Annotated in this window: 22 protein-coding genes; 6 read left to right on the top strand and 16 right to left on the bottom strand. The window is 65.3% G+C overall.

Annotated features, from left to right (window positions below; all coding sequences use genetic code 11):
- Positions 1–123: 123 nt before the first annotated feature.
- The 6 genes from mnhG to AQ12_RS21305 are packed head-to-tail and all read right to left on the bottom strand — an operon-like array spanning position 124 to position 6,010.
- Positions 124–471 carry a monovalent cation/H(+) antiporter subunit G gene (mnhG, locus tag AQ12_RS21330; RefSeq protein ID WP_048441999.1) on the bottom strand — a complete coding sequence of 116 codons (348 nt, stop codon included), beginning with the start codon at positions 469–471 and terminating at the stop codon, positions 124–126.
- A complete protein-coding gene (locus tag AQ12_RS21325; RefSeq protein ID WP_048441998.1) occupies positions 468–749 on the bottom strand; it encodes a K+/H+ antiporter subunit F in 282 nt (93 codons plus the stop codon). The genes mnhG and AQ12_RS21325 overlap by 4 nt, the downstream gene beginning before the upstream one ends.
- On the bottom strand, positions 746–1,240 hold the full coding sequence (locus AQ12_RS21320) for a Na+/H+ antiporter subunit E (RefSeq protein ID WP_048441997.1): 495 nt from the start codon (positions 1,238–1,240) through the stop codon (positions 746–748). The genes AQ12_RS21325 and AQ12_RS21320 overlap by 4 nt, the downstream gene beginning before the upstream one ends.
- Entirely contained in the window at positions 1,237–2,790 is a 1,554-nt protein-coding gene (locus AQ12_RS21315) for a monovalent cation/H+ antiporter subunit D (protein WP_048441996.1), read from the bottom strand. Before AQ12_RS21315 ends, AQ12_RS21320 begins: the two co-directional genes overlap by 4 nt.
- Positions 2,787–3,131, bottom strand: coding sequence for a Na+/H+ antiporter subunit C (locus tag AQ12_RS21310; RefSeq protein ID WP_048441995.1), 345 nt, complete (start codon positions 3,129–3,131; stop codon positions 2,787–2,789). Before AQ12_RS21310 ends, AQ12_RS21315 begins: the two co-directional genes overlap by 4 nt.
- Positions 3,131–6,010, bottom strand: coding sequence for a monovalent cation/H+ antiporter subunit A (locus AQ12_RS21305; RefSeq protein WP_048441994.1), 2,880 nt, complete (start codon positions 6,008–6,010; stop codon positions 3,131–3,133). Before AQ12_RS21305 ends, AQ12_RS21310 begins: the two co-directional genes overlap by 1 nt.
- Positions 6,011–6,339: 329 nt before the next feature.
- Here AQ12_RS21305 and AQ12_RS21300 point away from each other — a divergent pair, with 329 nt between their 5' ends.
- The gene (locus tag AQ12_RS21300; protein ID WP_048441993.1) at positions 6,340–6,750 is read left to right on the top strand and encodes a GreA/GreB family elongation factor; all 411 of its coding nucleotides are present in this window, start codon (positions 6,340–6,342) and stop codon (positions 6,748–6,750) included.
- A complete protein-coding gene (locus tag AQ12_RS21295) occupies positions 6,747–7,694 on the top strand; it encodes a universal stress protein (protein WP_048441992.1) in 948 nt (315 codons plus the stop codon). The genes AQ12_RS21300 and AQ12_RS21295 overlap by 4 nt, the downstream gene beginning before the upstream one ends.
- Here the strand turns inward: AQ12_RS21295 and AQ12_RS21290 are convergent.
- From AQ12_RS21290 to AQ12_RS21255, 8 genes are all read right to left on the bottom strand, one after another.
- On the bottom strand, positions 7,648–7,992 hold the full coding sequence (locus AQ12_RS21290; protein WP_048441991.1) for a c-type cytochrome: 345 nt from the start codon (positions 7,990–7,992) through the stop codon (positions 7,648–7,650). The genes AQ12_RS21295 and AQ12_RS21290 overlap by 47 nt on opposite strands.
- Before the next feature lie 24 nt (positions 7,993–8,016).
- Positions 8,017–9,201, bottom strand: coding sequence for a LanC-like protein (locus AQ12_RS21285; protein WP_053076845.1), 1,185 nt, complete (start codon positions 9,199–9,201; stop codon positions 8,017–8,019).
- A gap of 67 nt (positions 9,202–9,268) precedes the next feature.
- Positions 9,269–10,240, bottom strand: a complete 972-nt coding sequence (locus tag AQ12_RS21280) for a tripartite tricarboxylate transporter substrate binding protein (RefSeq protein WP_048441990.1) — start codon at positions 10,238–10,240, stop codon at positions 9,269–9,271.
- Positions 10,241–10,292: 52 nt separating this feature from the next.
- Positions 10,293–10,796 carry a 2,4'-dihydroxyacetophenone dioxygenase family protein gene (locus tag AQ12_RS21275; protein WP_048442003.1) on the bottom strand — a complete coding sequence of 168 codons (504 nt, stop codon included), beginning with the start codon at positions 10,794–10,796 and terminating at the stop codon, positions 10,293–10,295.
- A gap of 76 nt (positions 10,797–10,872) precedes the next feature.
- Positions 10,873–11,577 carry an SDR family NAD(P)-dependent oxidoreductase gene (locus AQ12_RS21270; protein WP_048441989.1) on the bottom strand — a complete coding sequence of 235 codons (705 nt, stop codon included), beginning with the start codon at positions 11,575–11,577 and terminating at the stop codon, positions 10,873–10,875.
- 20 nt (positions 11,578–11,597) lie between these two features.
- On the bottom strand, positions 11,598–12,542 hold the full coding sequence (locus AQ12_RS21265; RefSeq protein WP_053076844.1) for a TauD/TfdA family dioxygenase: 945 nt from the start codon (positions 12,540–12,542) through the stop codon (positions 11,598–11,600).
- Between the two features lie 184 nt (positions 12,543–12,726).
- Positions 12,727–13,461, bottom strand: coding sequence for a GntR family transcriptional regulator (locus AQ12_RS21260; protein ID WP_053076843.1), 735 nt, complete (start codon positions 13,459–13,461; stop codon positions 12,727–12,729).
- A 111-nt stretch (positions 13,462–13,572) separates the two neighbouring features.
- Positions 13,573–14,061: an Lrp/AsnC family transcriptional regulator gene (locus AQ12_RS21255; protein ID WP_048441988.1), complete on the bottom strand. Its 489-nt coding sequence runs from the start codon at positions 14,059–14,061 to the stop codon at positions 13,573–13,575.
- 134 nt (positions 14,062–14,195) lie between these two features.
- Here AQ12_RS21255 and AQ12_RS21250 point away from each other — a divergent pair, with 134 nt between their 5' ends.
- The 4 genes from AQ12_RS21250 (at position 14,196) to AQ12_RS21235 (ending at position 18,470) form a co-directional block, all read left to right on the top strand.
- Entirely contained in the window at positions 14,196–15,323 is a 1,128-nt protein-coding gene (locus AQ12_RS21250) for a M14 family metallopeptidase (protein WP_048441987.1), read from the top strand.
- Between the two features lie 40 nt (positions 15,324–15,363).
- On the top strand, positions 15,364–16,161 hold the full coding sequence (locus AQ12_RS21245) for a phytanoyl-CoA dioxygenase family protein (RefSeq protein ID WP_048441986.1): 798 nt from the start codon (positions 15,364–15,366) through the stop codon (positions 16,159–16,161).
- Positions 16,158–17,411: a serine hydroxymethyltransferase gene (gene glyA, locus AQ12_RS21240; RefSeq protein ID WP_048441985.1), complete on the top strand. Its 1,254-nt coding sequence runs from the start codon at positions 16,158–16,160 to the stop codon at positions 17,409–17,411. The genes AQ12_RS21245 and glyA overlap by 4 nt, the downstream gene beginning before the upstream one ends.
- A gap of 66 nt (positions 17,412–17,477) precedes the next feature.
- Complete coding sequence (locus AQ12_RS21235) at positions 17,478–18,470, top strand: tripartite tricarboxylate transporter substrate binding protein (protein ID WP_048441984.1); 993 nt, start codon at positions 17,478–17,480, stop codon at positions 18,468–18,470.
- Between the two features lie 178 nt (positions 18,471–18,648).
- Here the strand turns inward: AQ12_RS21235 and AQ12_RS21230 are convergent, their stop codons facing one another.
- Positions 18,649–18,942 carry a DUF1330 domain-containing protein gene (locus AQ12_RS21230; RefSeq protein ID WP_048441983.1) on the bottom strand — a complete coding sequence of 98 codons (294 nt, stop codon included), beginning with the start codon at positions 18,940–18,942 and terminating at the stop codon, positions 18,649–18,651.
- Between the two features lie 46 nt (positions 18,943–18,988).
- Positions 18,989–19,408, bottom strand: coding sequence for a PACE efflux transporter (locus AQ12_RS21225; RefSeq protein ID WP_082151728.1), 420 nt, complete (start codon positions 19,406–19,408; stop codon positions 18,989–18,991).
- Positions 19,409–19,447: the final 39 nt, after the last annotated feature.

Raw genomic sequence — 19,447 nt, 5'->3', positions numbered from 1 at the left:
CTGTCATGCCGGACTCGATCCGGCATCCACCGCGAAGCGGCGACCGCGCTGGATCAAAGATGGATTGCGGATCAAGTCCGCAATGACAGCCATTGAAATTGTCATTGGGGGCTCGAATCGTCATCATCGGGCGTCAGGCGCCGATGGAGTGACCGGCTCAACGCGCGAAGCCAGATGGTCCTGCCCCTCAGCCGCATCGCGATAAAGCGCCGCCCGCACCAGCATCATGAAGGTGACCGGCGTGGTCACCAGCAGGAACAGCCCGATCAGGATGTGGTGCAGCACAAGCCGACCCTGCACATCGCTGAAGTGAACGATGCACGCGGCAATCACCAGGGCCGCGCCCAGCGTCGCGCCCATCGTCGGCGGGTGAACCCGCTCGTAGAAGGTGCGCATCGTGAGCAGACCGACCGAGCCGGCCAGCGCGAGCAGCGCACCGGCGATCAGCAGGATGCCTGTGACGGTGTTCATTCGATCACCTCGCCGCGCAGCAGGAACTTCGCCATCGCGGTGGTCGCGACAAAACCCAGTACCGCAATCACCAGCGCGGCTTCGAACACATTCGGGTTGCCGGTGCGCAGGCCGTGGGTGAGCACAAGCAGCATCGCGTTCACATAAAGCGTGTCCACCGCCAGCACCCGGTCCTGCGCGCGCGGACCCAGCATCAGCCGAACCGCCGCGCACACAATCGCCAGTCCCAGAATCACCTGCGCGATGAAGGCGGCCGTGTCGAGAAAATTGCCACTCATTCGAACATCTCCAGCAATGGGCGCTCGTAACGCTGCTTGAACTCGCGCACGGCTTGCTCTTCGCCCGACAGGTCGAGCACATGCAGGGTCAGCACATTGGTCGCCGCTTCGTGATGGGCCCAGGCGGTGCCGGGTGTCGCAGTGACGATGCCTGCCAGCATCGCCAGCCCTCTCGCATCGCGCAGTTCCAGCGGTATCGCCAGAAAGCCCGCGACGCGCGGTCTGCGACGCAGGCCCAGCACGATGCGCAGCACCGCCATGTTGGAGCTGACGATGTCCACCGCCACGACGAACGCGAGCTTCAAAGCCGGCAGGACGAACCCCCGGCGCAGTCCCGGCTGCGAAGGCTCAAGCCGCTCATAGACTGCGCCGCTCGCCACGCCCATCAGCAGGCCCAGCACGATGTGCGCGATGTCCAGGCTGTCGTTGAGCACCAGCCACATCGCCGCGAGTCCCAGCGTGAGCAAGGGGTGAGGAACCATGCGCTTCATGGCTTGAGAACCTCGCGGATATAGGTGTCGGCCGGGTGCAGCGAGCCGCCCGCCGCTTGCATGAAATTCATGACCGGTCCCGCAAGGATGGTGAGCATGAGGGACAGTGCAATCAGCCCTGCCACCGGCAGGATTTCAACCAGCCGCACGCGGGGTGCGATGCGCGAGGTGTCGGCCCAGAAGATGCGCACGCCCGCGCGTGCCAGGGCAACGATGGCGGCAAGGCCCGACAGCACCACCAGTCCCAGCACCAGCCACGACCCGCTCGACACCACGGGTGCGGACAGCACCTTGCCCATCATCGAGAACTTGGCCACGAAACCGGGCAACGGTGGCAAGCCCGCGATCAGCAAACTTGTGAAGGCAAAGGCCAGCCCGAGGACCGCCATCGTCGCGGGGATCAACACGCCCACCAGTTCTTCGGGCTGCGCATCCTCGTCATCGACGCGGAATGCCTCTGCGGTCACGGCCAGCAGGTTGGCGCCCGGCACACGCGAACGCTCGATCAATTCGACCAGCAGGAACAATGCAGCGGTGCCCAGCGTCGAGGTCACGAGATAGAAGAACGCGGGGCCGATCACCTCGGGCCCGCCGACGCCGATCGTGGCCAGCAGCGTGCCCGACGACACCACCAGGCTGAAGCTCGCGATGCGCCCCAGGTCCTGCGAGCCCAGCATGCCCACCATGCCGAACACCAGCGTCGCCATGCCCCCGTACGCGAGCAATTCAGCGCCGGTCGCGCCGCCGAACACCACGAACCACACGCGGATCAGCGCGTAGATGCCGACCTTGCTCAGGATGCAAAAGAGCGCAGCGACCGGCGCGCTGCTCGACGTGTAGGTCGCAGGCAGCCAGAAGCCCAGCGGCCACATGCCCGCCTTCACCAGGAACGCGACGGCCAGGGTCGCTGCCCCGATCTCCAGCAGCACGCGGTCCCCATCGACCAGCTTGGGCAGCCGCATCGCGAGGTCGGCCATGTTGAGCGTGCCCGCGATGCCGTACAACAGGCTCACGCCCACAAGAAACAGCAACGACGCCGCGAGATTGATGACGATGTAATGCAGGCTTGCGCGCACGCGGGGTGTTCCGCTGCCGTGCAGGGCCAGGCCGTAGGACGCCGCCAGCAGCAACTCGAAAAACACGAACAGGTTGAACAGGTCGCCGGTGAGGAACGCACCGTTGAGCCCCGCCAGCAGGAACTGGAACAGCGAATGGAACTGCGGCCCTGCCCGGTGCCAGCGCGCCAGCGCGAACAGCAGTGCAGCCAGACCGAGCACCGCCGTGAGCAGCACCATGAGCGTGGCCAGCCGATCGGCAACCAGCACGATGCCCATGGGCGCAGCCCACGCACCCAGCGAATAGACGTGCGTCACCGGGCTGCCCGCGCGCACCACGAGTGCCACGGCGATGAGCAGCGTGAGCACTGCGGCGGCCACGCTGATCGTGGCCTTGAAGGCGTGACGCGGCTCGTCGACGACCAGCAGCATCGCGCCCGCCAGCAGCGGCACGATGATCGGCAAGAGAATGAGGTGGGATGCCAGCTCGGTCATTCTTCAGGCTCCCGCCCGTCGACATGATCGGTGCCGGTGAGCCCGCGCGCCGCCAGCAACACGACCAGCAGCAGCGCTGTCGTCGCAAACGCGATGACGATGGCCGTGAGCACCAGCGCCTGCGGCAACGGGTCCGCGAATTTGGCGGGGTCGGCTGCCTGCCCGATCTTCACGAAAGGCGCCGCACCACCGCGCACCCAGCCCATCACGAAGATGAACAGGTTGACCGCATACGACAGCAGCGACATGCCCACGATCACCTGGAAGGTGCGCGGACGCAGGATCAGCCACACGCCCGATCCGGCGAGCACGGCGATACCGAGCGCGACGATGATTTCCATCAGGCCCTGCCCCCACTGTTGCCGGCCGTGCGGTGCGCCCGCGTCGACTGGTGACCCAGCGCGGTGAGCAGCATGGCCGACGCACCCACCACCAGGAAGAACACGCCCACATCAAAGAAGAATGCGCTGGGCAGGTGAAGCTCGCCCAAGAGCGGCAAGCTGAAATGAAACAGGTGCGAGGTGAGGAACGGGTAACCCGCGACCCACGAACCCACCCCACTGCCGACCGCGAGCAAGAGCCCCGTCATCATCCAGCTGAGCGGACGGATCGGAAGCCGCGCTTCGGCCCAGCGCGTGCCGCCCGCCATGTATTGCAGGATGATGCCCGCCGTCATCGTGATGCCGGCCGCAAAGCCGCCGCCCGGCAGGTTGTGGCCACGCAGCAGCAGGTAGAACGCCAGCACGCTGATGGCCGGAAACATCCACCGCATGATGAAGGCGGGAATCGCAAGGTCTTCGCGCTTGGTGGTGGTGGTCTGGCCGATGCGTTGTGCGAGCGGCGCTGTGCTCTCCGGTGCGGGACGAAAGCGCCGCAGCAGCGAATAGACCGTGATCGCGACCACGCACAGCACAGCGATTTCGCCCAGCGTATCGAAGCCCCGGAAGTCCACGATGATCACGTTGACCACGTTCAGGCCGCCGCCCAGGTCCCACGCTTTCTCCAGGAAATATCGCGACACCGTGCCATCAGGCAAAGGACGTGTCATGACGGCGTAGGCGATCAGACCCAGCCCGCTGCCCGTGGCAATCGCCAGGGCCAGGTCGCGTGCCCGGCGCGGCAGCACGGACAAGGTGGACGCGGCCGTCCTGACCACCGCCATGCGCTGCGGCAGCCAGCGCAACCCAAGCAGCAGCAAGATCGTGGTGACGATCTCGACCAGCAACTGGGTCAATGCAAGGTCGGGCGCAGACAGCCACACGAAGGTCAAACACACCACCAGCCCTGCCCCGCCCGACAGCACCAGCGCCACCAGCCGGTGAAACTTGGCCTGCCATGCAGCCCCCAGCGCGCACGCCATGCCGACCACCCACATGGCCAGGAATGCCGTGTCCACCGGTGTGGGCGGCAGCGCCCCGAAATGCAACCCCCGCGTCCATACCGGCCAGAGCCCCGCAGCCAGTGCAAATACGAGCAGCAGGCCCAGCTGCGGCTGCAGCCGTCGCGTGGCTATGAGTTTCTCGAACGCCCGGGCCCATCGCCATGTCAGGGCGGCCAGGATGCTGTCGAACACGACGCGGCCCTGTATCGCGGGCAACAGCGGCGCACCTTCGACCCCGCGCGCGAGATGGCGTTGCAGCAGACGGTAGAGCACCGCACCGCCAAGCAGGGCGACCATGCTCATCAGGAGGGGAATGGTGAAGCCGTGCCACACGGCCAGGCTGTACGCAGGCACCTGCGCGCCCAGCACAGCGCGAACGGCGATCTCCAGGATTGGGCCGATGGTGAGTGCGGGCAACATGCCCACCACGAGGCAGGCGAACACCAGGAACTCGATGGGAACGCGCATCCAACGGGGCGGCTCATGGGGCACCTTTGGCAGGTCGACTGGCGCAGGCCCGAAGAACACGCCATGGATGAGCCGCAGCGAATACGCCACGCTGAACATGCCCCAGATCGTGGCGATGACTGGCAGGGCGCGATTGAGCGCCTGCACCGGTCCGTCCACGACCAGCGATTCGGAGAAGAACATTTCCTTGGACAGAAAGCCGTTGAGCAGCGGCACGCCCGCCATCGCTGCCGCAGCAACCATCGCGAGCGTCGCGGTGATCGGCATGAAGCGAAAAAGGCCCGACAGCCGCCGGATGTCGCGCGTGCCCGATTCGTGATCGATGATGCCCGCTGCCATGAAAAGCGAGGCCTTGAACGTCGCGTGGTTCATCACATGGAACACGGCGGCCACCAGCGCCAGCGGACTGTTGAGCCCGAGCAGCGCCGTGGCAAGACCCAGGTGGCTGATGGTCGAATACGCGAGCAGGCCTTTGAGGTCGTGCTGGAAGATCGCGACATACGCGCCGAACAGAAGCGTCACCAGCCCTGCGCTGCCGATCACCCACATCCATGCATCGGTGCCCGCCAGCACCGGCCACAGGCGAATCAGCAGGAACACGCCCAGCTTGACCATCGCCGCCGAATGCAGGTAGGCCGACACGGGCGTCGGCGCAGCCATGGCGTGCGGCAACCAGAAGTGAAACGGAAACTGCGCGGACTTGGTCAACGCACCGCCCGCTACCAGCAACAGCGCCGGCACATAGAGCGCATGCGCGCGGATGCGGTCGCCGGCCTGCAGCACCGCATCGAGGTCGTAGCTGCCCACGATGTGGCCGATGACCAGCACACCGCCCAGCAGGCACAGGCCGCCTGCGGATGTGGTGATCAGGGCCATGCGCGCGCCGTCGCGTGCGGCCGGGTTGTGATACCAGTAGCCGATCAGCAGGAACGAGAAAACGCTCGTCAGCTCCCAGAAAAAAACCAGCTGGAACAGATTGCCCGACAGCAGCACGCCGAGCATGGACCCCATGAACGCAAGAAAGAACGCGAAGAAGCGCGCGACCGGATCCTTGGGCGACATGTAGTAGCGGGCGTACAGCACGACCAGGAATCCGACGCCCGTCACCAGCAGGCAGAACATCCACGCGAAGCCGTCCATGCGCAGCGTGAAGTCCAGGCCCGCAGCGGGCACCCATGCGACCTTCAATCGCACGACATCGCCCGAGCTCATCCGTGGGTAGAAGCTCGCACCCAACGCAAATGCAGCCAGCGACGACACGGCCGCTGCCCATGCCGCGGCATCTCGCGCCCTCGATGAAAGGGCGACTGCGGCGATGCTGCCTGCGAAGGGCAGCAGCAACAAAATGATCAGTAGTGCTTCATCGGACATGTCGGGTTGAAACGAGCTTAACCCAGCCGATGAGGCTGGAGACCTTGGTGACAGCTGCGCGCAAGCAATTCTGGCAAGGATCGCAAGGGCATAGGCGCGCGAAGTTTGGTGTGGACACGCCTGGCGCTTAGACTTGACCGCGTGAACCACGCCAACTACCCAGTCGACCTGCGAGCGAGTGCGGATGCCTATCCGCAACTGCAAGCACTTTCCTGAGCCCGGCGATTCCCCCTCCTCCCCTTTAGCGCACAACGATCGTCGGGCACCCCCAGCGCCCCGGCCGTGGCTGCCTTGCAGCCCGATGACGTTCGACCATCCAGGAGGTGTTCATGAATTCCAGATCAATCACCGAGCGCACGCTCACACAGCTCGACTATGTGCGTTTGACGCGCCTTGCTTCGCAGTTCAAGAGCGGCGCACCCGAGGCGGTCCTCACCGTGCTCGACACCAGCGACCTGGTCGACTCGCAGGCCGTGCCTGGCGACGTGGTCACCATGTACACGCAGCTGCTGCTGCAAGGCGACCAGGGAACGCCGCCCTACCGCGTCACCCTTTGCTATCCGGGTGACGCAGAACCCGCCGAAGGTTTCATCTCCGTGCTGTCGCCGCTGGGCGCCAGCCTGATCGGCCTGAGAGCAGGCGAAGTCGCGCGGTGGCAAACGCCCTCGGGATCGCAGCCTCACGCAAAAATCCTTGAAGTCCTCTTCCAGCCCGAAGCCAGCGGGGACTACACGCTATGAGCGGGCACGCAGATTCAGGCAGCCCCGCCTTCGGAGAAATCCTGGTCGTCACCGATGCGGCGCCCACGTCTGCCAACGCGCTGTGGCGTGGCGCGCTCATCGCCCGCGAACATGGTGCATCGATGCGCGTGCTGCACGACGCGGGAGAGTCCGCCAGCGCCGTGCAGGCGCAGCAGGCCATCGACAAGGTCGGCAGGCAGGTGCAGGAGCGCCTGGGCATCGACATCCATGCGCAGGTGCTCGATGGCGAGCTGCTTGCAAAAGCGATTGCTGCCGCGCATTCAGCGCGACTGCTGGTGACAGGCCCGCGTCGCGCCAGCCGGTTTCGCGAGTGGATGTCCGGCACGCATGCAGAAAGGCTGATGCGCCTGAACCGGGTTCCCACGCTGGTGGTGCGCCGACCTGCCATGCCAGGGCGCAATGCAGCATTGGACGGCGCCGGCGAGCCCGGCCGCTATGGGCGCGTGCTGGTGTCGGTGGACCTGTTGCCCGAAGCGCCCGATGTCATCTCCGCCGCAATGGCGTTTTCTCGCGATCCGCAGATGCAGGTTCTCTACGCGCTGAGTGCGCAGGCGTATCGCAAACTCTCACCGCCCGAAGGCCTGGATGCAGGCGGCTTCACGGCAATGCAAAGGGCGCAGCACGCATTGCGGGATTACGTCAGCGCGAACGCCGCAGCATCGTCAGGCGTCGTGCCGATGGTTGCGTTCGGCCACGCTGCCGACACGGTGCTGTCGCGGGAACGCGCCATTGGCGCTGAACTGGTCGTCATCGGTGCACGCACACGCGGCCTGCTCGCCAATCTGTTTGGGCGAGAGGCGACCCGCAAAGTCCTGGCCAACAGCACGGCCGATGTACTGGTCGTTCCGGATGTACGCGAACCGGGCTTCGAACCCGTCAGGACAATATCCAGCGAGCCAACTGCTTTGCTTCCCGGTCGCTGATGGGCGGCCGCTCGCTGGCGTCGGGCATCCGCGCGGTACCCGACATCGGCCCGAGGTGGGCATCGCTTCCCAGACGCATCACGTCGATAAGTTTCGATTCCGGGTTCTTGACCTTGCGATAGATGGCCTTGATCTTCTTGAACGAGGGACCGATGGTGTCCTTGTCGATCGAATGGCATTGCATGCATTGCTTGTCCTGCGCGAGCTTTGCGCCTGCGGGGGATTTGCCGGGGCCTGCTGCAGCACTGGCAGAGGCGCTGGCGAATGCGAGCACAAGGGGGATCAGGAAAGTCTTCAAGGATTTTCTCCAGCAATAGGTGGCTCAGTCGAACACATCGAGCGACGGAAATGCGCTTGTTGCTTCGATGCAGTCGAGAAGATAGATCGCAAATCCCACGTCACCGGTCCACAGTCCGTGGCGCCATTGATCGTGAGTGGCGCGGTCGGCCATGGTCTGCGCGATGCCGTGCATCGCAAAGGCACGCGCGCGTTCAAGCCATAGCGGATCGCCCAAGCGCTGGTACAACTTGAGAAACGCGTAGCCGTTGCCGCCCGTGCCGTGACACAGGTTGGAGCCCTTGGACAGCGGACCCGCGCGCCAGGTGGTTTCACCGGCGGCGATCAGCAGGTCATCGAGTTCAGGCCCGGGCATGCCAGCAAGGCAGATCACGAACCCGGGCGCTCCGTGACAGAACTGCACGAGCTTGGTCGCGCCACGCGGTGACTGCAATTGCGCACGCCAATTGGCCATATTGCCTTCGACCTCGGCGGTCGCGCGAACAGTCCGCACGATGCATTGACTCCACTGCTGCCATTCATCGGCACCCAGCAAGTCGCGCCCGTTGATCAGGACCGATGCCGTCGCTGCGAACCCATGCACCGCATCGAGGTAGGTCGACTGCCGGCCGTACAGATCCTGCGTCCAGAAATGGCACTGCTCCTGCTGCGACCATTCGAGCTGGGACCACAACACGTCGGCGGTCTGGCGATAGAGCAGCGCCCAGCGTGCATCGCTGGTGCGGCGGTACAGGAAAAGCGCCGCCAACATAGTCCCCGGAGCACCCCACATCAGTTCGCGCGCGGGATGGCGCATGGTGCTCACGATCAGCTCGGCCAGGCGCTCATCGCTGCCCGCAAGCATCAGCCGGATGGGCGTCTCCCCAAACATGTAGGAGCCGTGTTCATCGGTCACCTGCAGTTGGGCCAGGTGCGCGAGCCAGTCACGCGTGAGCTTCGCCGCCTTGCGCCGTTCGAGGTATTTCAGCGCCCAGATCACGCCGCAATCGCCGATGTACAGGCCATACATCGGATCGGGCTTCTTGTTGTCCAGCGGATGCACCGGCCATCCCTGGCCTTCGCGAAAGCCGGCTTCGGCGCCTTGCACGATGCACGCGATGGCATCGCGCGCGGCTTGCTCGTTCCACGCGGTTTCGCTCAATGGCTGGTGACGGCCGGGATCGAACATCATGGAATGATCACCGCCGGGCGATGGGAAAGCATTGCTCATGATGGCCTCCGGTCTTCTTGATGTCACGTGGCAATACTATGACACCAGGTTGGACGCGGCGCGCTCCTCACGGAGTGATTTTCAGCTTGCGAACGAGTTCCTTGAACACCTGGTTGTCACGGGCCATCACCGACTTGAAGCCAGCGTCGTCTGCGTAGACGTAGCCCAGGTTCAGCTGCTTGAGAGTCGCCTGCAGCTCCGGCTCCCGGGCGATGGCAGCGACCGCAATCTTGAGCGTGCTCACTACTTCAGGCGGCAAGTTGCCGGGGCCCATGATTCCGCGCCATGTGCCGATGGACAGCGGGATGTTTCTTTCCTTGAGCGTCGGCACGGCCTTGAACTCGTCCAGACGCTTGTCCGCCATGACGGCCAGGATCTTCAGCTTTCCCGAGGCGACGTGCGCGGAAACTTCTGCGGGGCTCGCGGTCACCGCGTCGATCTGGCCGCCGAGCAGCGACAGGATCGCAGGCGCAGCGCCCTGATACGGAATCCGGTTGAACTTCACGCCGGTCTTGTCCTCGAAGGCGGCCGCGGCAAGGTCATAGATGGTGCCGTTGCCAGAGGTGCCCATGTTCATCTTGCCGGGCTCCTTGCGGGCGACGGCCATCAGTTCTTCCACGGTGTTGATGGGCGAGTCGGTACGCACCACCAGCGCGGCCGGATCGGCATTGAGCTGCGCGATCGGGGTCACGTCTTCGTATGTGCGGTTGAACAGCTGCAGGTGCGGCAGGATGACCATCTCCACCGTCACCACCGCGAGCGTGTAGCCGTCTGGCTTGGCATTGAGCATGTGCTGCCAGCCGATGCTGCCGCTGGCGCCGGCCTTGTTCACGACGACCACGCCCTTGGGGAAGTGCTTCTGCGAAGCCTTGCCAAACGCTCGCGCCAGCGCGTCCGTGCCGCCGCCCGCCTGGAAGGGCACCACCAGCTCGATGGGTCGATCGGGGTACGCAGCGGCGTGGGTCAACGATGGCAGCACGGTCGCAGCGGCGGCGATCATCGCGGTGAGCAGCTTGCGGCGGTTCTGGTTCTGGATCATGTCTGTCTCTTTCGGTGATGGTGGGTGGGAATGAGTGCCTGCGGGAAAGCGGCTAGCGAATGAACTGGTCCACGAAGTCAGCGCCAAGGCCGCAATTCGTGTAGTGCGCGCGGCACATGTCGATCTTGGTGAAAACGTCCTCGTAGCCGGTCTGCTTGCCGTACGGGTCGACGTAGATCATTGCGCCCGTGATGTGAAACAGCGTGATCATCTCGGTGACGTCTTCCGGCACCACCAGCGTGTGGGTTTCGCCAGGGGGTTCGAACACATACCCGCCTTCGCTGGCGACCCAGTCGTGTTCCAGGTAGTGCCACCGGCCTCGCAGAACGTACCCATGCACCGGCGCCGGATGCCGATGGCGGCTGAGAACCCCGGACTTGCGCACGCGCAGCAGGTTCACCCAATAGCCCTGGACCGTGTTCAGCAGCAAAGGGCGGAACCAGACGTTCTCCATCTGCGGCACCCACACGCGCTCGTCCTCGGGCAGGACCGACGGCACCACGACCTCGGCGGCGGCCTCCTTCGGAAATGGCAGCTGGTAGGGCATCCTGGACATGTCCAGTCCGCCGGCGCGCGAGGGGACATGCGAATCGGGTGTGTCAGTCATGGCAACTCTCTTGGGAAGGGAACAATCAGGAAACGAGGTAGCCGCCATCGACCGGCAACACCACGCCCGTCACGAAGGCGGCGGCGGGTGAGCACAGGAACATCACAGGCCCGCAGAGGTCTTCGGGGCGACCCCATCGGCCCATTGGCGTGCGCGACAGCACGGCCGCACTGCGCGCGGCGTCGTCCTGCAGATCCTGGGTGAGCGGCGTGGCAATCCAGCCGGGCGCCACTGCATTGACGCGCACACCCTTCGGCGCCCAGGCAATCGCCAGGCTCTTGGTCAACTGCGCGATCCCGCCCTTGCTGGCGCTATAGGCCGGCACCAGACCGCCGCCGAAGAAGCTGAGCATGGAGGCGACGTTCACCACGCTGCCGCGGGCCTGCTCCAGCAGCGGGCGGGCGGCAGTAGCCACGCGCATCGCGCCGGTCAGGTTGACCGCGATCACCCTGGCGAACACTTCCGGGTCGTGCTCTTCGCCGCGGCGGATCATGCCGGCGGCGTTAACTAGCACGTCGAGCCTGTCGAGGCGGCCGACAACCCTGTCCACGTCAGCTGCGTGGCTCACATCCAGGGTCTCGACCTGCAGGCCCTGGTGGTCCGCATCGGCAGGCAGGCCCGCCACGGTGACGGCCGCGCCGGCGCGGCGAAAGGCGTGCGCCACTTCCAGGCCGATCCCGCTGGTGCCGCCGGTGACTAGGACCGAGCGGCCCGTGAAGTCGAATTGCATTGCGTAGGTCCCAGGCGCGTTCAATAGCCCGCAGCCCTGACGGCCTGCGAGTAAGGACCGAACACCGGGCCTTCGCCCGCGACGGTGGTGCGACGCAAAACACGGCGATAGCGCGCCATGTCATAGCGCTGCGCCTTGTGCAGCGTGGTGCGGTTGTCCCACACCACCAGGTCGCCCTTCTTCCACGGGTGGAAGTAGCAGAACTCGGGCCGTGCGATGTGCTCGATCAGCTGGGCGTGAAGCGCCTGGCCTTCTTCCAGGGGCATGCCGCTGATCTCGTTGCCGGCGTTCGCCGTGATGTACAGCGAACGGCGGCCTCGGGCGTCGAGGTGCACGCGCACGAGTGGGTGGCTGACGGGCGGCACAGCGTTCTTCTCGAAGTTCGACAGCGGGGGCAGGCTGCCGTACACGCGTCGGCCATGTTCGTACGAGTGCACCATGTGCAGCGGTTCGATCCTGGCCTTCATCTCTGGCGACAGCGCCTCGTAAGCCGCGACCATGCTGGAGAATCCGGTGCGCCCGCCTTCGGCGCTCTCGGGCAGCACTTCAATGCCGTACAGCAGGGACGCGTATGCAGGGATGTAGCGGTACGAACTGTCGGTGTGCCAAAGAGCATTGACCTTCTGGAATATCACGCGGTGATCGGTGTCCGGCAGGTGCTCGCCTTCAGCGGAAACGTTGGCAACGTTGTAGACCGTAGGGGCCGCAACGGTCTTGTTCTCTTCCGGAAAATCTTCCAGCGGACCCCAGAGTTTCGAGAACGCGATCTGCTGCGGCTCGCTGAGGTCCTGATCGCGGAAGCACAACACGCCGTGCTGGTTCAGCGCCTCCTTCATGCGGGCAATCAGTTCGTCACCGACCGGCTGCGCCAGGTCGAGACCGAGCACTTCTGCGCCCAGGGCCGCACCCAGCGGGCGGATGGTGTATTGCTGCGCCGCGGCTGCGCGTTCGAGAACTTGCGTCATGTTGTCCTTGCGTGAGACGGGGTTGGTAGGTGGTTGGTGTTTTTGTGGAATCCAACTGGTATGCCAGTTAATGTACGGCGATCTTCCTGCTGCGGCAAGTCCCGTTCGCACTAGGGGAAACCCGGAATAAAAAAAGGGGGACGCCGTGCGGCATCCCCCTTTGGCGCTACAGGCGACTGAGTGCTCAGGAGCCGGGCAGCGTGTGCCTGGTGAACTGCACGAGATGCTCGATCAACCTGTCCGACGCATCGGCTGCCTTCTCGGGGTCCCCGGCAGCGATCGCCCGGATGATCTCCAGGTGCAGGCCAGCGGTCTCAGCGAACATCCCGCCCTCGCCGAGGTGATAGAACCAGAACCGGCGCGACACGGAGTGCAGCGGTCCCGCAATGCCCATGGCGACTGAGTTTCGGGCGGAGCGCCCCAGCCAGACATTGAGCTCCGCGTCGTGACGCAGGAATTCGCGCACATCGCCCTTTGCGACCGCCTGTTCGGTGACAGCGGCAAGTTCGGCGATGTTTTGGCGTTCCGCAGGTGTGGCGCGCCTGGCGGAAGCACGCGCGAGCAACCGATCGATCTCGCGGCGTGTTTCCAGCACTTCCAGCTGCAGGCGCACATCGACCGCGGTCACCACCACGCCACTGCGCGGGATGATCTGTACCAGGTTCTCCCGTGACAGCTGCAAGAGGGCTTCGCGGATCGGTGTCGTGCCGATGCCAAGCCGTCGGCTCAGGATCGCTTCAGAGACCACCTCGCCGGGCGCCAGTTCGAGCGTGACGATCATCTCCTCGAGACGCCGATACGCTTCCTGCGTCAGGGTCTTGGTCGGCGCTTCGGCCTGCTGCTTCTGAGGCGCCCCGGCGCCGGGCCTTCCTGCCTTCGACACGATGGCTCCTGCGACCACAGACTTCTTGGTACCCACTATTGCTCCTGTACGACCCGGTGTGGGTCGCGGGCCTGACTATAGCCAACGGCCTGCAGCGCGCGCTCATCGCGGCCCTCGCCCGAGTAGCACGCGAGCTCCAGACTTGCCTCAAGTGCCCAGGTGCGCCAGCGGCAGGCGTCGCGTGCCTTTGATCGTGCGCAGCGCAAAGCTGGTTTGCAACGCGCTCACACCGGGCAGGCCGCCCAGCCGGTCGAGCATGACCGAGGCGTAGTGGTTCAGTGTCGGCGTTACCACTTCCAGCAAAAAGTCGAACTGGCCCGACAGCACATGGCAGGTCACGATTTCGTCGATGGCCTCCACGCTCGACAGGAACAGGTCGGTGGCCTTGGGTCCGTGGTCGGCGATGTTGATGCACACGAATGCCGTGACGCCCAGGCCCAGCTTCTTGCGGTCGAGCTCGGCCCGATAGAACGCGATCACGCCGTGCTCTTCCAGCCGCTTGACGCGCCGCAGGCACGGCGTGGGCGACAGCGCGACGCGCTCTGCCAGCTCCACATTCGACAGCCTGCCGTCCTGCTGCAGCAGCGACAGGATCTTGAGGTCGGTGCGGTCCAACCAGGCGTTTGCAGGTTTCATCGGGTCAGAAAATTTTGTGAGCAACGAACGTCCATCAAACCGGCTTATTGTGGCATCTATCGCTCCAATAGCAGGCAATGCGTGGTCTCTTTTGACAGGATTGACTGCGTGCACGTCCGTACACTGGCCGTCAGATGCACCTATTCGAAGACGCTCAATCCGCCTTCTCGGCCGACTACGCCCAGGCCCGCGACGCTTTCCTCCACGCTGCCAGCGCGGCAGGCGCCCGGGTGGGGCACTACGCCTGTCCGGCACCCGGCCCGCGCGGCGAAGCCCTGCACACCGACACCGCCTGGCTGGGTGATCCCGGCGCACGCAAGGTGCTGATGGTGCTGTCAGGCACGCACGGGGTCGAGGGCTTTTGCGGCTCTGGCTTCCAGGTGCACTGGCTGCGCGCCGGCATGCATCGACAGCTGGCAGCCGACACGGCGGTGCTGTTCGTCCACGCGATCAATCCCTACGGCTTTGCATGGCTGCGGCGGGTCAACGAAGACAACGTCGACCTCAATCGCAACTACCTGGACTGGAGCCGGCCACCCCCCGAAAACCCGGGCTACGCCGAAATCGCGCATGCGCTCGTGCCCTCGCGACTGGACGGCCCCGAGGCCGCCGAAGCCGACGCGGTGCTGGCCCGATTCCGCCAGCGGGTCGGCGAAGTCCCGTTCTACCGGGCACTGGCGAGCGGCCAGTTCATCGACCCCCAGGGCCTGTTCTATGGCGGCAGCGGCCCGACCTGGTCCAACCGCACGCTTCATGCGGTGATGCGCGAATACCTCGGCCAGGCCACCGATGTGACCTGCATCGACTTCCATACCGGCCTGGGCCCTTACGGCCACGGCGACCTGATGTCCGACCACGAACCCGGCACCGATGCCGCGCAGCGCGTGCGCCAGTTCTGGGGCGACGGCGTCAGCGAAATTCGCAGGGGCCAGTCGTTGCCGCTGGTGCCGGACGGACCTACGCACTTTGGCGTGACGCGGGCACTGCCGCATGCTCGCGTGACCTTCGGCACCCTGGAATTCGGAACCTACGAGCGCGAGCTCGGCCGCGTGGCATTGCGGGCCGACCAGTGGCTGCACCTGCATGGCGACCCGACGGGGCCGCAGGCCCTGCCGATCAAGCAGGCACTGCGGCGCCAGTTCTATCCCGACACCGCCGACTGGAAAGAAGCCGTGCTGTTTCGCGGGCACCAACTGGTGCGCATGGCGCTGGCAGGCATGCAGGGCGCGTGCGCACAGCGCGGCCAGCCCGTGCGTGACTGACGCCACGCGGCCAACCACTCATTTGATTAGCAAGGACCCTATGCGACTGACCGACGACCAATTGCGCCGCCTCGACGAAGACGGCTTTCTCGTGATTCCCGGCGTGTTCACGCCTGAAGAAGTGGATCTGCTGCGCGCCGAAGTGCCCGGCATGGTGGCCGAGCAGCGGCCCGAGAATCCGCGCGAAGCCGGCAAGCAGACGGTGCGCAACATCCTGTCGCTGCAACGGCGCAACGAGCTGTATCGACGCCTGGTGAGCCACCCCCGCATGCTGGAGCCGGCGCGGCAGATTCTTGGCGAAGACATGTACGCCCAGCAGGTCAAGATCAACCTCAAGTCGGGATTCGACGGAGGCGGCTTCGAGTGGCACACCGACTTCGCGACTCACCACAACCGCGACGGCGTGCCCAAGCCACTGGCGCTCAACTTTCACATCCACCTGGACGACGTGACGGAATTCAATGGTCCGCTGATGTTCGTGCCCGGCTCGCACAAGCGCGAGATTCCCCTGCAAAAAAGCGTGGACGGCGAGAAGTGGGAACTATGGACCGTGCCGCGCGAGGCAGTGACTTCGCTGGTCAACGAGCTTGGCATGGTGTCGGCCAAGGGCCCGCGCGGCACGCTGCTGATCTTCGGAGACAACCTCTTGCACGTGTCGTCCGCCAACGTGTCGCCGTGGTCGCGCTGGATCTTCTCGGTCATCTACAACCCCTGCAGCAACCAGGCGACCCGCGATGTGCCCGAGATGGCCCATGAGCGCGACCGGCGTGCGCTGCGGGCCGAGGCCGACGACTGCCTGCTGCAGAGCGTCGCGCCTGCATTGCCGTTGGCTGCATGACGCAGTCGCTGCGCGAGCCGCTGCAGACGCTCGACCCCGAAATTGCGTTGCTGATTGCGCAGGAGGCGCAGCGCCAGTCGGACCGGCTGGAGCTGGTCGCCTCGGAGAACTACATCAGCATGGCGCAGCGCGAGGCCAGCGGCAGCGTGCTGGCCGACACCACAGTTGAAGGCTATCCCGGCGCGCGCTTTCTCGCGGCTTCGGCGAACGTCGATGCACTGGAGCGGCTGGCCATTGCCCGCGCATGCGACGTGTTTGGCGCGCGCTTTGCCAACGTGCAGCCGCACTCGGGCACACAGGCCAACCAGGCGGCGATGCTGGCCTTGCTAAAGCCCGGCGACACCCTGCTGTCGATGGACCTGCAGGCCGGCGGGCATTTCAGCCACGGCGCGGCAGGCACGTTGTCAGGTGACTGGTACACGGCGCAGCACTACGGCGTGGATCCGCACACGGGCCTCATCGACTACGACGAAGTGCTGGCGCTGGCACGCAGGCACAAGCCCAGGCTGATCATCGCGGGTGCGTCGGCCTATCCGCGCAGCATCAACTTCGAGCGCTTCGCAGCGATTGCGCGCGAGGTCGGCGCACGGCTGATGGTGGACATGGCGCATGTCGCGGGGCTGGTCGCGACCGGGCACTTTCCCAATCCGGTTGCGCATGCCGACGTGGTCACCACCACCACCTACAAGAATTTTCGCGGCCCGCGCGGCGGCCTGATCCTGTGCAACGACACGCAGCTGGCCGCACGACTGGACGCAGCGCTGTGCCCCGGCCTGCAAGGCACGCCGCTCATGCACATCATCGCGGCCAAGGCAGTGGCGTTCGGCGAAGCGATGCAGCCCGCGTATCACGCGTACAGCGACCAGGTGCTGCGCAACGCGCGTGCGCTGGGCGCTTCGCTGTCTGCGCGCGGCATTGCGCAACTCACTGGCGGCACCGATGTGCCCTTCGTCGTCGCGGACCTGCGCGCGCTCGGCTTGCATGCGGCCCCGCTGGTGCGCGCGCTGGACCTGCTGCAGGTCGGCTGCAACGCGGTGCCGGTGCCGGGCGACACAGACTTCGAACACGCCCACGGCCTGCGCCTGGGCGTATCCGCGCTGACCACGCGCGGCATGGCCGAGGCTGAATGCGACATCATTGCCGGCATCGTGGCCGACACCGCGCAAGCGCTCGTCGCTGGGCAGCCGCCACCGGCTGGTGCGGCAGACGCCGTCCTTGCGCTGTGCCGGCGCTTTGCGCTAGCCGCCTGAATCCATGTTGAACCCATCTTGAAACCCATCACCCCGCAACCGTTCACTTCCAGGAGTTCCCCTCTCATGAAACGCCGCACCCTTCTTGCCGCCGCTGCCGCCCTCGGCGCAGCCACAGTCGCTCGCGCCCAGGCACCCGCCAACACCGCGGTCCCTTCGGTCCTGACGATCATGGTCCCCTTCCCGGCTGGCGGGGTCTCCGATCTTTACGCCCGCGCCGTCGCTCCGCGCATGGGCAAGGAGATGGGCAACACCGTCATCATCGAGAACCTGCCGGGAGCCAGCGGCAGCATTGCAGTGACCAAGGTGCTGGGACGCGCGGCCACGGGCGACATGCTGGTGCTGGGCTCGCCCACCGAGCTGATCCTGGCGCCTGCCACACTGCAGTCAGCACGCTACAAGCCCGAAGACTTCCGCCCGCTGGCGATGGTGTCGCGGTCGCAGCTCGCGCTGTATGCGCGCCACGACCTGCCTGCCGCCAATGTGGACGAGCTGGTCGCCTGGGCCAAGGCCAACCCGGACAAGCCGCTGACCTACGGCTCTGTCGGCGTGGGCAGCATCTATCACCTCGCGGGCCAGGCCTTTGCCGACGCTGCCGGCGTGCCGATGAGCCATGTGCCCTACAAGGGCGGCGCGCCCCTGCTGCAGGACCTGAGCGGTGGCCACATCGACCTGGTGCTCTTGCCTGCCAACGGCGACATGGCCCGCCGCGTTGCCACCGGCAAACCCAAGGCGCTGGCCGTGACGGGCAGCACCCGCTCGCCGGTGTTCCCGAACGTGCCGAGCTTTGCCGAGTCGCGCAGCATGACCCGCTTCACCACCGTGGATTCGTGGGCGGGCCTGTTCATCCCGGCAACGGCTCCTGCCGCGATGCAGCAAGCCATCTCGCGTGCCGTGCTCGCCGCGATGGCCGACCCGGAGGTCCAGCAACAGTTGCAGGTGCTGGCCGGTGTCCCGCTCGCCACGCCGATGCAGGCGCCCCAGTTGGCCGCCTTCTACACCGCCGAAATCGATCGGTACTCACAGGCGATTCGCAAGGCGAAGCTGCAACCGGCTTGAGCCTGTCTCGTGCCCGGCGCCCCGGCTTACCCCGCAGCTTTGAAGTTGGGAACGCACAGGGCGCCTTGCGGCTTGTACCCATGGGGGCATTTGCCGGGGTCCGTGCTGCAGCCTGCCAGGACGAGACACGCCATCAGGCAAGCCCAAGTACGAAAACCCATCGAAGTCCCTTTCATAGTCAGGACGCAAGCCCTTCGACGGACACAAGGCGTGCCGAACTGCATTCGTCGCGGATCGACTTCAATCCCTGGTAGACCGGACCTTCGTAGAACGCCTCCCACGCAGCGACGGATGGGAACTCGAGAATCACGATGCGTCTGGGTTCCCAGTCGCCCTCGTACACCTTGTGTGCGCCGCCTCGCGCAAGGTAGCGGGCGCCTGCCTGTTCCAGTGCGGGCTTGACCCCTTGCATGAACTCCTGATAGCGGACTGGGTCACGAATCTCAACGTCGAAGATAACGAATGCGCTCATGGGGATCTCCTTGGTTCAGCGAAGCATTGTCTGCTTTCGCGCCGGTTCAAGCCGCTGACGCAGGCACTCCGAAAATTCGATCGAATGCCCAGGTGAATGCGATCGCGTAGAAGAAGAAAAATACGAGGAGCCCGAGGTTGGCAATGAAAGCTTCGACCATCGAGATCTCCAGCCAGAGCGACATCACGGGCATGAGGATGATGACCAGCCCTCCTTCAAAGCCGGCGCCATGTGCGAGCCGTCTTGCGAATGAGCGCCCCCGCACCGTTTGCCGCGACTCCCAGCGCTCGAACATCCAGTTGAATGCATAGTTCCACGTCAGGGCAATGGTGGACAGCACGACGGCCAGTGCGAATGTGGAAGCGTGCTGCTTGTCGAAGGCCAGACTGAGCGCGGGGCCTACGACGGCGATGGCGACGATTTCGTAGAGGAAGGCTTGAAGGACGCGGCGGGTGGTGGGGGACATGGGGGAAAGGATACGGGGTCGGGGCGTGGGTGGCGGGGG

The organism is Caenimonas sp. SL110, from assembly GCF_001044395.1.
GTDB lineage: Bacteria > Pseudomonadota > Gammaproteobacteria > Burkholderiales > Burkholderiaceae_C > Ramlibacter.
This window is presented reverse-complemented; position numbering and strand designations above follow the sequence as displayed.